Origin of the sequence: Tabrizicola caldifontis (assembly GCF_004762095.1) — a bacterium.
Lineage (GTDB): Bacteria > Pseudomonadota > Alphaproteobacteria > Rhodobacterales > Rhodobacteraceae > Tabrizicola > Tabrizicola caldifontis.
Genome location: NZ_SIJH01000034.1, coordinates 1 through 10,191, shown reverse-complemented (window position 1 = coordinate 10,191; position 10,191 = coordinate 1). Strand labels below are relative to the sequence as shown.

Annotated in this window: 10 protein-coding genes and 1 pseudogene; 9 read left to right on the top strand and 2 right to left on the bottom strand. The window is 65.5% G+C overall.

Features of this window, described 5'->3' with window-relative positions:
- The coding region (locus EYB42_RS16920; protein WP_135451254.1) for an IS256 family transposase at window positions 1-907 on the bottom strand (907 nt) is incomplete at its 3' end.
- Window positions 908-1,055: 148 nt separating this feature from the next.
- Here EYB42_RS16920 and EYB42_RS16915 point away from each other — a divergent pair.
- A pseudogene (locus EYB42_RS16915) lies at window positions 1,056-1,430 on the top strand (integrase core domain-containing protein); the annotation flags it as partial.
- 149 nt (window positions 1,431-1,579) lie between these two features.
- Here EYB42_RS16915 and EYB42_RS16910 read toward each other — a convergent pair.
- Window positions 1,580-2,494 (bottom strand): SMP-30/gluconolactonase/LRE family protein, encoded by a 915-nt coding sequence (locus tag EYB42_RS16910; RefSeq protein WP_135451253.1) that lies wholly within the window; start codon window positions 2,492-2,494, stop codon window positions 1,580-1,582.
- Between the two features lie 90 nt (window positions 2,495-2,584).
- Here EYB42_RS16910 and EYB42_RS16905 point away from each other — a divergent pair, with 90 nt between their 5' ends.
- Genes EYB42_RS16905 through EYB42_RS16870 form a run of 8 tightly spaced genes read left to right on the top strand, consistent with a single transcriptional unit; the run spans window position 2,585 to window position 10,031 of the window.
- Complete coding sequence (locus EYB42_RS16905; RefSeq protein ID WP_135451252.1) at window positions 2,585-3,292, top strand: FadR/GntR family transcriptional regulator; 708 nt, start codon at window positions 2,585-2,587, stop codon at window positions 3,290-3,292.
- 7 nt (window positions 3,293-3,299) lie between these two features.
- Window positions 3,300-4,505 (top strand): mandelate racemase/muconate lactonizing enzyme family protein, encoded by a 1,206-nt coding sequence (locus EYB42_RS16900; RefSeq protein ID WP_135451251.1) that lies wholly within the window; start codon window positions 3,300-3,302, stop codon window positions 4,503-4,505.
- Window positions 4,506-4,527: 22 nt separating this feature from the next.
- Entirely contained in the window at window positions 4,528-5,508 is a 981-nt protein-coding gene (locus tag EYB42_RS16895; protein ID WP_135451250.1) for a sugar ABC transporter substrate-binding protein, read from the top strand.
- A 59-nt stretch (window positions 5,509-5,567) separates the two neighbouring features.
- Window positions 5,568-6,548, top strand: a complete 981-nt coding sequence (locus EYB42_RS16890; RefSeq protein WP_135451249.1) for an ABC transporter permease — start codon at window positions 5,568-5,570, stop codon at window positions 6,546-6,548.
- Between the two features lie 3 nt (window positions 6,549-6,551).
- Window positions 6,552-7,304: an ATP-binding cassette domain-containing protein gene (locus EYB42_RS16885; protein ID WP_135451248.1), complete on the top strand. Its 753-nt coding sequence runs from the start codon at window positions 6,552-6,554 to the stop codon at window positions 7,302-7,304.
- Between the two features lie 10 nt (window positions 7,305-7,314).
- Window positions 7,315-8,025, top strand: coding sequence for an SDR family oxidoreductase (locus EYB42_RS16880; protein WP_135451247.1), 711 nt, complete (start codon window positions 7,315-7,317; stop codon window positions 8,023-8,025).
- 10 nt (window positions 8,026-8,035) lie between these two features.
- Window positions 8,036-8,911, top strand: a complete 876-nt coding sequence (locus EYB42_RS16875) for an aldose 1-epimerase (protein ID WP_167851058.1) — start codon at window positions 8,036-8,038, stop codon at window positions 8,909-8,911.
- A complete protein-coding gene (locus EYB42_RS16870) occupies window positions 8,889-10,031 on the top strand; it encodes a fumarylacetoacetate hydrolase family protein (protein ID WP_135451245.1) in 1,143 nt (380 codons plus the stop codon). Before EYB42_RS16875 ends, EYB42_RS16870 begins: the two co-directional genes overlap by 23 nt.
- The last annotated feature ends 160 nt before the right edge of the window (window positions 10,032-10,191 follow it).

Genomic DNA, 10,191 nt, shown 5'->3' with positions numbered 1-10,191 from the left:
CCACAACAGCCCATTGAGCCTCGGCTTCGGCCTTGGTCTGCTGGGCGAAGATCGTCTTCAACATCGCGGCGACGGCCGTGCGCTGCTTGATCGGGGCATGAGCCAAGGCGTTGCGCATGCAGTGAACCCGGCAGCGTTGGTGGGTCGCATTGAAGACACGACGTGCGGCTGCCCGAAGGCCCTTGTGGTCGTCGGCGATCACCAGCTTCACGCCCCGCAGGCCGCGGTCGGCGAGGCTGCGCAGGAACTCGGTCCAGAAGGTCTCGGCTTCCGACGGACCGGTGGCGACGCCCAGAACCTCGCGCTTGCCGTTCGGCATGGTCCTCGAACCGGTGGCGGACCATGCCTCACCGTTGACCGCAACAGCGATTATCACGGCACGGCTGATGATCCGGCCGCCTTCACGCACCTTCACATAAGTTGCGTCGAGCCAGAGGTAGGGCCAGGCGCCTTCCAGCGGCCGCGACAGGAAGGCATTCACCCGCTCGTCGATCTCGGCGCAGAAGCGGCTGACTTGGCTCTTGGACATGCCGCCCGCGCCCATGGCCTTGACCAAGTCATCGACCGACCCTGTCGAGACGCCGTGGACGTCAGCCTCCTGGATGACCGCCACCAGGGCCTTCTCCGCCGTCCGGCGCGGCTCCAAGAAGCTGGGGAAATAGCTCCCTTTCCGGAGCCTGGGGATCTCCAGCGCGATCCGTCCAGCCCTCGTATCCCAGTCACGGTCCCGGTATCCGTTGCGCTGAACCTCACGCATAGGCGAGCGCGCGCCCTTCGACACGCCGGTCACAGTTTCAACTTCCATTTCCATGAGCCGCTCGGCCGCAAAGGCCAGCATCTCGCGCACGAGATCGCCATCGGCCTGCTTCTCAACCAGCTCGATCAGCGCCATTCTGTCGTCGGTCATCGTCATCTCCGTTTCAGGTTACAGGTCTCGCAACCCGAACCTACTCCGAAGATCGGCGATGACCGCCAGCGTCACCCACGGCCGCGCGCTGCGCTACGCCGAAGGCTCCGCGCGCCGCCTCCTACACCATCACCCGGGGCACTATCCCGAGTTCACCTCGAACACGATCCTGAAGTTCGCGGATGACCGCAAGTTTGACTGGCACTACATCGCCCCCGGCAAGCCAACCCAGAATGCCTTTATCGAGAGCTTCAACGGCCGCCTGCGCGATGAGCTGTTGAACGAGACCCTGTTCCCGTCCCCGCACCATGCCCGCGCCACGCTGGCCGCCTGGCGCGCCGACTACAATAACGAACGCCCCCACTCCCGCCTCGGGTGGCAAACGCCGGCCGCCTTCGCCCAAACCTTCACCCCGCAACGGGGCCTGACGCTGCGCGACCCGCAAAGCTCCGCGCCAGCCCCCGTTGCCCAACCCGCCCAAATGGGCAAAACTCAGACCAGGAGTCTCGCTCACCCTGGATAAAAGTTGGGGGCAACGTCACCGCGTAACTAACGCTAATCAGTCTCCGGCAAACCCAGTACGGTTCAGTTGCCCAATTCAAGGCCGTTTCGAGATGGCCGGCCAGTTGGTTCTCCCTGGCCTCAAGCGCAATAAAATGGGCACTCCACCGTTCAGTCCGTATCGGCCGGGAACGTCGACGGTTCACCGAAGCGAAAGGCTGGACAGCCGGGCGCGGGCGGGGTCAGGGCGAACAGACCGCCTTCCCACGGATGGGCAGCAAGGTGGTCGGGCGTCATGGTGAAGCGGGCCGAGGTGACATAGAGCGTCGCGAGGTCCGGCCCGCCGAAGGCGCAGCTCGTGGGCCAGGTGCAGGGCAGGTCCACGACGGCGATCACCCGGCCTTCTGGGTCGGTTCGTGTCAGGCAGGCGCCGCCGGCGACGCGGGCCGTCCAGATGCAGCCTTCCACATCAAGGCAGGAACCATCCGGCAGGCCGCGCCCGAAGCCGGACTGGAACGGGCGGCAGTCGTGCAGCCGGTTGTCCCGGACAGCATAGGTATAAAGCGCATCGTCCAGCGTGTCGGCAGTGATCAGCCGATCCGGTTCCGGCCAGACCAGCGTGTTGGTGATGCCGAACATGTCGTCCGAGACGCGGGAAAGCATCAGGTCCGGGGCCAGCCGGTAAAGCCGGCCACGTTTGCCCTCGATGGCAAGGGGGGCGTCGTCCGCGCCTATGTTGTTCTGCATGGTGCCGACCCAGAAGGCGCCGTCCGGCCCCACGACGCCTTCGTTCAGGCGGTTACCGGGCAGGTCGGGCTCTACCTCGCAAAGGATGCGAAAGTCGCCGTCCCAGTCCCACAGAGCGATGTGGCGTTCAAGCCCCACGATTGCGCCGCCGTCCTTGCGCAGGCCGATCGAGGTGACGCGCCCCGGCGTTGGCCAGGTCTCGTGGGCGCCGGTTTGCGGGTCCAGCCGGTGGATGCGCCGCCCGATGATGTCCACCCAGACCAGGCAGGCGCGCGCATCGTCCCAGACAAGGCTTTCGCCGACGACATCGGCCGAGGGCAGGATCAGGCGGGCAGTCATAACATGGTCCCCAAAGCAGTTGACAACAGCCTAGTGCGAATCTATTAGCAGTTCAACATCAACCTGTATGACAGCTTTGTGGTGAAACGTATGGGGGAACTGACGGATCCCGGCGGCGGGCTGGTTTCCAGCACTGTCGGCGCGATCACCCGGCTGATCCGGGAGCAGGATCTGATGCCGGGCGACCGTCTGCCCTCCGAGGCGACGCTGTCCCGGGATCTTCAGGTGTCGCGCACGGTAGTGCGCGAGGCGTTCCGGTCGCTGGCCGCCATGCGGATCATCGAACTTGCAACCGGAAAGCGTGCCACCGTCGCGCCGATCGACCACGGCGCCATGTCGTTGATCATCGAGCACGGGGTTCATACCGACCAGATCAGCATCCAGCAGATCTACGACGTGCGTCGCACCATCGAGACGCGGATCGTGACCCTCGCCTCGTTGCGGCGCAGCGACGACGAGGCGCGGATCATCCGGGAAGAGGCCGAGGCGATGCGCGCCAGTATCGCGACCCCCGAGGAGTTGATGCGCCATGACCTCGCCTTCCACATGGCCCTGGCGCGCGCCTCCAAGAACCCGGTCTTCGCGCTGATCGTCGGAGCCTTCCAGGGCATCACGTCGCAGACCTGGCCGATCGGCTGGCGAAGCCGCACCTCGGCCGAGGGGCGCGAGGCGATGATCGCCAACCATGAGAAGATCGCCGAGGCTGTCGCTGACGGCGATCCTGAACGCGCCGTTGCGGCGATGTCGCAGCATTTCGACGAAAGCGTGCGCGCCCTGATTTCGGCCGGCCTGACCTGAGGAAGCCATGAGGATCACCTCCATCGACACCATCCGCATCGCCGAACGGCCCAACCTTCTTTGGATCGAGGTCGGCACGGACGAGGGGATCAAGGGGCTGGGCGAGACCTTCTTCGGTGCCGCCACGGTCGAGGCGCACGTGCACGAATGGATCGCCCCGCGGGTGATCGGCCGCGACCCCCTGCAGATCGACCGGCTGTCCGCAGATCTGGTTGGTTATCTCGGGTTCCGTTCCTCGGGTGCCGAGGTGCGCGGGAATTCGGCCTTCGACATCGCGCTGTGGGATATCTTCGGCAAAGCCGTCGGCCAGCCGGTCGCGCAGGTTCTGGGCGGCTTCTCGCGCGACCGGATCCGCACCTACAACACCTGCGCCGGCACCGACTACATCAAGAAGGCCACCGGCCAGACGACGGCGAACTACGCCCTTTCCGGCGGCGGGCAGGATTACGACGACCTGAACGCCTTCCTGCACCGGGCCGACGAACTGGCGCAGTCCCTGCTGGAGGAAGGGATCACCGCGATGAAGATCTGGCCCTTCGACATCGCAGCCGAGCGCACGCGCGGGCAGTATATCTCTGTCCCTGACCTGAAGGAGGCTCTGCGCCCCTTCGAGAAGATCCGCGCCGCTGCGGGTGACCGGATGGACATCATGGTTGAGTTCCATTCGATGTGGCAGCTTCTGCCGGCGATCCAGATCGCAAAGGCGCTGGCTCCGTTCAATACCTTCTGGCACGAGGATCCAATCCGCATGGACAGCCTTGCCAGCTTGAAACGCTATGCCGAGCACAGCCCCGCGCCGATCTGCGCCTCGGAAACGCTGGGCTCGCGCTGGGCGTTCCGCGATCTGCTGGAAACCGGTGCCGCAGGGGTCGTGATGCTGGACATCAGCTGGTGCGGCGGGCTGTCCGAGGCGCGCAAGATCGCCGCCATGGCCGAGGCCTGGCATCTGCCCGTCGCTCCACACGACTGCACCGGTCCGGTGGTGCTCTGCGCGTCGACCCATCTTTCGCTCAATGCGCCGAACGCTCTTGTTCAGGAGAGCGTCCGCGCCTTCTACCGCACCTGGTACCGCGATCTCGTGACCGCCCTCCCCGAGGTGAAGGACGGCATGATCACGGTGCCGCCCGGTCCCGGTCTCGGGATGGAACTGCACCCTGACATCGGCCGGGCCTTCACCCTGTCGCGCAGGAGGTCGGACGCGACCACGATCTGATTGAAACCCTAGGGAGGAAACCATGAAAAGGACCAACGGACTGGCGGCCCTGACAGCCGCCTTGCTGATGACGTCTGCCTTGTCGGCAAGGGCGCAGGACGCAATCGACATCGTCTTCACGCACCATTCGTCGGCCTCGAACACCTTCTGGCAGGCGGTCAAGAAGGGCTTCGACGACGCCTGCGGCAAGGTCGAGGCAAATTGCCAGATGCTGTTCACCCAGACCGAGGGGTCGATCCAGGATCAGCTCGCCAACATCGAGGCGGCGATCGCGCAGCAGCCCGATGCCATCCTGACCTCGATCGTGGACAACACCGCGCTGGACGAGGTGCTGAAACGGGCTCGCGATGCCGGCATCACCGTGATCGGTGTGAACGTGGACGATCTGGAAGGCGCGGCCGGCAATCCGCGGCAGGCCTTTGTCGGGCAGGGCTTTCTTGCGGCTGGCTATTCGCTGGGCAAGGCGCAATCCGCGAACTTCCCGGCCGAGGGGCCGATCAAGGTGCTGGTCGGCATCTCTGCGCCGGGGCAGAATTGGTCGGAACAGCGCGGGCAGGGCGTGATCAACTTCCTCGAGGAGTACAAGGCCAGCTCGGGCCGCGACATCACCTGGGAGAAGATCGACAGCGGAACCGATCTTGCCGTGACCGCCGACCGCGTGGGCGCCTATCTGGCCGCGAACCCCGACACCACGGCCTATTTCGACACGGGGTTCTGGCATGCCGCCGTCGCACGCGTGCTGGCCGACCGCGGCATCGAGCCGGGCAAGGTTCTGCTCGGAGGGTTCGACCTGGTGCCCGAGGTCGTCGAGCAGATGCAGAAGGGCTATGTGCAGGTCCAGGTGGACCAGCAGCCCTACATGCAGGGCTTCATCCCCGTCATGATGGTCTATCTCAACGAGACCATCGGCCTTGCCCCCGCAGACGTCGATACCGGGCAGGGCATCGTCACGCCGGCCGATGCCGACGCAATCATGGAACTTTCGGCGCAGGGCTTGCGCTGATCCCACGGGCTTCCGGGCACATGCGGCCCGGAAGCCCATGCTGCCAAAGGACATGCCGGATGCGACTTCTGGTCAAGACATTCCTTCAGAAACCGGAGCTTGCGGCGGCACTGCTGCTTGTGGCTCTGGTCGTGCTGTTCCAGATCCTGTCGAACGGCATCTTCCTGTCGACCGCCAACCTGCGCGGCGTCCTCGGGCTGCTTCCCGAAATGGCGCTGGTTGCGGTCGGCGTCACGCTGTTGATGATCTGCGGCGAATTCGATCTTTCGGTCGGCTCGGTCTTCGCGCTCATGCCGATGAGCATGGCCGTGCTGATGGCACAGGGCTGGCCCTTCCTGCCATCGGTCGCCATCGGGCTTCTGCTCTGCGCGGCGATCGGCTTTGTCAACGGCTGGCTGACCATCCGCTTCGCCATACCGTCCTTCATCACCACGCTAGGCATGCTGTTCATGGCGCGGTCTCTGACGGTGGTGATCTCGGGCGGCTTCCCGCCCCGGCTGGACATGGAGCGGATCCCTGAACAGATCTTCATCTCGTTCGTCGGCCCGGGAGAGTTGATCCGTGCCTCGTTTATCTGGTTCGTGGTGATCGCGGCCCTGGTAAGCCTGCTTCTGTCGCGCACGAACTTCGGCAACTGGGTGCGCGCGACGGGCGGCTTCCTGCCGGCGGCCAATGCTATGGGTATTCCGACCGCCCGGGTGAAGATCGCCTGTTTCATGATCTGTTCGGTTCTGGCGGGCTTTGCCGGCATGATCCAGGTGCTTCGCGTCGGCTCTCCGTTGCCTTCGATGGGCGAGGGGATGGAGCTTGCCGCCGTCGCCGCCGCAGTGATCGGGGGCACGGTGCTGACCGGAGGGATCGGGTCCATCCTCGGCGGAATCATCGGAGCCATCCTCATCCGCGTAATCGACAACGGCCTCGTCCTCAGTCGGGTCGACTCCAATTGGTTCAAGTTTGCCATCGGCGCGCTGACGATCCTTGCCGTGGTCGGCAACGCCTGGCTGCGCAAGCGCGGCCGCGCGATGAAGGTGGAGGGCTGAGATATGAGCACGGAGTTCCGCAGGGCCGCAGATCCCGTCATCTCGGTTCGCAACCTGCACAAGTGGTATTCCGGCGTGCATGCCCTGCGCGGCGTCAGCCTCGACTTCGAGCGCAACGAGGCCGTGGGCCTTGTAGGCGACAACGGTGCGGGCAAATCCACCCTGATCTCGATCCTGGCCGGCCTGCATCAGCCCGACGAGGGCGAGGTCATGGTCGATGGCCATCTAGTGCGAATGCGGGGCCCACGCGACGCGATGGACCAGGGGATCGAAACGATCTACCAGTACAACTCGATGGTTCCCAGCATGTCGATCGCTCGCAACCTCTTCATCGGGCGCGAGCCGCTGAAAGCCTCTCTGTTCGGCATCGGTATCCTGGACGAGGCACGGATGCGCGCCGAAAGCGTGGCCGCCATCGCCAGCGTGGACCTGCACCTGCGATCCCCCGATGCGCTGGTGGGCGAGTTGTCCGGTGGCCAGCGGCAGGGCGTGGCCATCGCCCGCGCCATGCACTTCAAGTCGAAGGTGCTGATCCTGGACGAGCCGACTAACCACCTTTCGGTCAAGGAGACGAACAAGGTCATCGGCTTCGTGAAATCGCTGGCCGCGCAGAAGGTGACCGGCATCTTCATCAGTCACAACATGCACCACGTCTTTGCCTGTTGCGACCGGGTGGTGGCCATGGCGCATGGCCGCGTGGTGCTGGACAAGCGGATCGAGGAGACCTCGATCGAGGAAGTCCACGACGTTCTCTAGGGAGGAAGCGATGAAAGCCGGCAGACATGTCGTGATCACCGGGGGCCTTGGCACGATCGGCCGGGCCATGGCGGCGGCCTTTGCCGCGGAAGGCCACCGTGTGACGGTGCTCGACCGCCCCGGCGGCGCGGCGCCGGGAGGCATGGGCTGGCTGGGGGTGGACCTGAACGATCTTGCCGCCACGCAGGAAGCCGCATCGCGTCTTGCCGCCGACGATCCGGTCGATGTCCTGATCAACAACGCCGCGCTGATCATCAACAAGCCGCACGACGCCTTCAGTCTTGCCGAATACGAGGACCAGATCCGGGTCAACTCCTCGGCCGCCTTCGTGCTGACGCGCGCGCTTGTGCCCGGCATGAAGGCAAAGGCTTGGGGCAGGGTGATCAACCTGACCTCGATCACGCTGAACGGGCAGTGGGACGGCTATGTGCCCTATGTCGCCTCGAAGGGTGCGATGCTGGGGCTGACCAAGGGCTTTGCGCGAGAACTGGGCCCGCACGGGATTACGGTGAACGCCATTTCGCCGGGTGCCGTGGTGTCCGAGGCCGAGAACCGCGTGTTCGCCGACCGGCTGGAGGAATACAACGCCTGGGTTCTGGAACGACAGTGCATCAAGTCGCGCATCCAGCCGCAGGACGTGGCAAACCTTGCGCTCTTCCTGTGTTCGGATGCGGCGCGGATGATCTCGGGGCAGAACGTCGCCATCGATGGCGGCTGGTAGAGTGCACCGGATGATCGAACTGCGCGCCGGGCCGGCGCGGGCTTTGGTCGGTCCCGACCATGGGGCGGCGCTGGCGGTACTGGAAACGAATGGTCTGCCCATCCTGCGACCACTTGCGCCGGCGCGCGAGGCCGACCCCTTCGCCTGGGCCATGAACATCCTTGCGCCCTTCTCGAACCGGGTCTCTGTCCCGATCATGGTGGCTGGCAGTCCCGTTGCACTGGAGCAGAACCTGCCGGGAGAGGCCTTCCCGATCCACGGTGATGCGTTCCAGCGACCGTGGCACATCGTGGGGCATGCGCCTGACTCTGTCTCTCTCGACCTGCCTGCCGGCGCCTTCGGCCCGCTTCTCTACAGTGCCCGGCTGAGCTATGGCCTGCGGCCCGACCGTCTTGATGTACGGCTTGTCCTGCGCAACCGGGCTGCCTGCGTCCTGCCCTTCGGGGGAGGCTTCCACCCCTGGTTCCCGCGGGATGGCGGAACGCGTGTCGCCTTTGCCGTCGCTGGCTGGTGGCCCGAGGACGGGCGGCACCTGCCTGCCACGCGAGAGCCCGCCGCGCTTCCCTCTGACCTGCAGTTCGACAGGCCGCGGCCGCTTCCCGATGGCTGGATCAACGCCGGCTTCTCCGGCTGGTCGGGCGCGGCAGAAATACGGCAGGGCCAGAGCGGTCTGACGATCCGGCTGACCGCGCCCGGCATGTCCACGGTGCTGCTCTATTCGCCGGGGCGGGAATCGGACTTCTTCTGCCTCGAGCCGGTCTCGCATCCGGTCGATGCCCATGCACTGCCGGGCTTTCCGGGGTTGCGCTTCCTGGCGCCGGGTGAAGATATGATCCTGTCGATGACAATGGAATGGACCCGAAATGACCGAAGCCCTGCCTCCTGACGCTCTCCTGATCGGCCGGATCTGGAACCCTGCCCTGGGCGGGCCATCGGTGGTGACCGTGCGCGACGGGCAGGTGGTGGACATCACCAGCCGCGCTGCGCCGACGGTGCGCGACATCTGCGAAATGGACGACCCCGTGGCCCATGTGCGCCGGGCCGAAGGGACGCCGGTCGCTCCGTTGGATGTGCTGCTCGCCGCGCCGGCAGGCGACCTATCGGTGGCGCATCTTCTTGCGCCTTGCGATCTTCAGGCGGTCAAGGCCTGCGGGGTAACCTTCGCCGGATCAATGGTCGAACGGGTGATAGAAGAGCGTGCGGGCGGCGATCCGGGCCGGGCCGAGGCGATCCGTGCCCGCATCGGCGCGGCGATCGGGGCCTCGCTGCGCAACATCCGCCCCGGCTCGCCCGAGGCTGCTGCTGCCAAGGCCGCGCTTCAGGCCGAAGGGCTTTGGAGCCAGTATCTCGAGGTCGGGATCGGTCCGGATGCCGAGGTCTTCTCGAAGGCGCAGGTGCTGTCCTCGGTCGGCCACGGGGCGGCCGTCGGGCTGCACCCTTCCTCGAAGTGGAACAACCCCGAGCCAGAGGTGGTGCTGGCGGTCTCGTCGCGCGGGCGGATCGTGGGGGCCGCCCTCGGTAACGATGTGAACCTGCGCGACGTCGAGGGGCGCTCGGCGCTCCTCTTGTCCAAGGCCAAGGACAACAACGCCTCTTGCGCGATCGGGCCCTTCATCCGGCTGTTCGACGCAGGCTGGGACCTGGACGCGGTGCGCAGGCTGGAGCTTCAGCTGCGCGTCGAGGGGCCGGAGGGCTTCGTGCTCGACGGGCGTTCCTCGATGGCCGAGATCAGCCGCGACCCCGAGGATCTGGTGGCCCAGACGATCGGGCGGCATCACCAGTATCCTGACGGGCTGATGCTTTTCCTTGGCACGCTTTTCGCGCCCACGCAGGATCGCGACGAACCGGGCGGCGGCTTCACCCATCGGATCGGCGACGTGGTAACGATCTCTGCCCCTGGCCTGGGTGCGCTGCGCAATACGGTGCGGCTTTCGACCGAATGCCCGGAATGGACCTTTGGCATCCGCGCACTGATGGGCAATCTGGCCGGGCGCGGCCTGCTTTAGAACGGGGAATGTGACCGGCAGGGCATGGTCGCAGACTGTTGATTTCCACCCAGAACTGAGCCGGGTAGGCGTATAATTTCCACTGAGAATTGAGCCATGTGAACCTTCCCCCAGAGCGGTGAGCGGCGGGGGCAACGGAGTGATCCACATGGGACTTTTG

Coding starts and splice junctions, on each gene's coding strand:
- EYB42_RS16875 (WP_167851058.1), top strand. CDS start 8,036: ATGATCGAACTGCGCGCCGGGCCGGCGCGGGCTTTGGTCGGTCCCGAC.
- EYB42_RS16895 (WP_135451250.1), top strand. CDS start 4,528: ATGAAAAGGACCAACGGACTGGCGGCCCTGACAGCCGCCTTGCTGATG.
- EYB42_RS16910 (WP_135451253.1), bottom strand. CDS start 2,494: ATGACTGCCCGCCTGATCCTGCCCTCGGCCGATGTCGTCGGCGAAAGC.
- EYB42_RS16885 (WP_135451248.1), top strand. CDS start 6,552: ATGAGCACGGAGTTCCGCAGGGCCGCAGATCCCGTCATCTCGGTTCGC.
- EYB42_RS16870 (WP_135451245.1), top strand. CDS start 8,889: ATGACCGAAGCCCTGCCTCCTGACGCTCTCCTGATCGGCCGGATCTGG.
- EYB42_RS16890 (WP_135451249.1), top strand. CDS start 5,568: ATGCGACTTCTGGTCAAGACATTCCTTCAGAAACCGGAGCTTGCGGCG.
- EYB42_RS16905 (WP_135451252.1), top strand. CDS start 2,585: ATGGGGGAACTGACGGATCCCGGCGGCGGGCTGGTTTCCAGCACTGTC.
- EYB42_RS16880 (WP_135451247.1), top strand. CDS start 7,315: ATGAAAGCCGGCAGACATGTCGTGATCACCGGGGGCCTTGGCACGATC.
- EYB42_RS16900 (WP_135451251.1), top strand. CDS start 3,300: ATGAGGATCACCTCCATCGACACCATCCGCATCGCCGAACGGCCCAAC.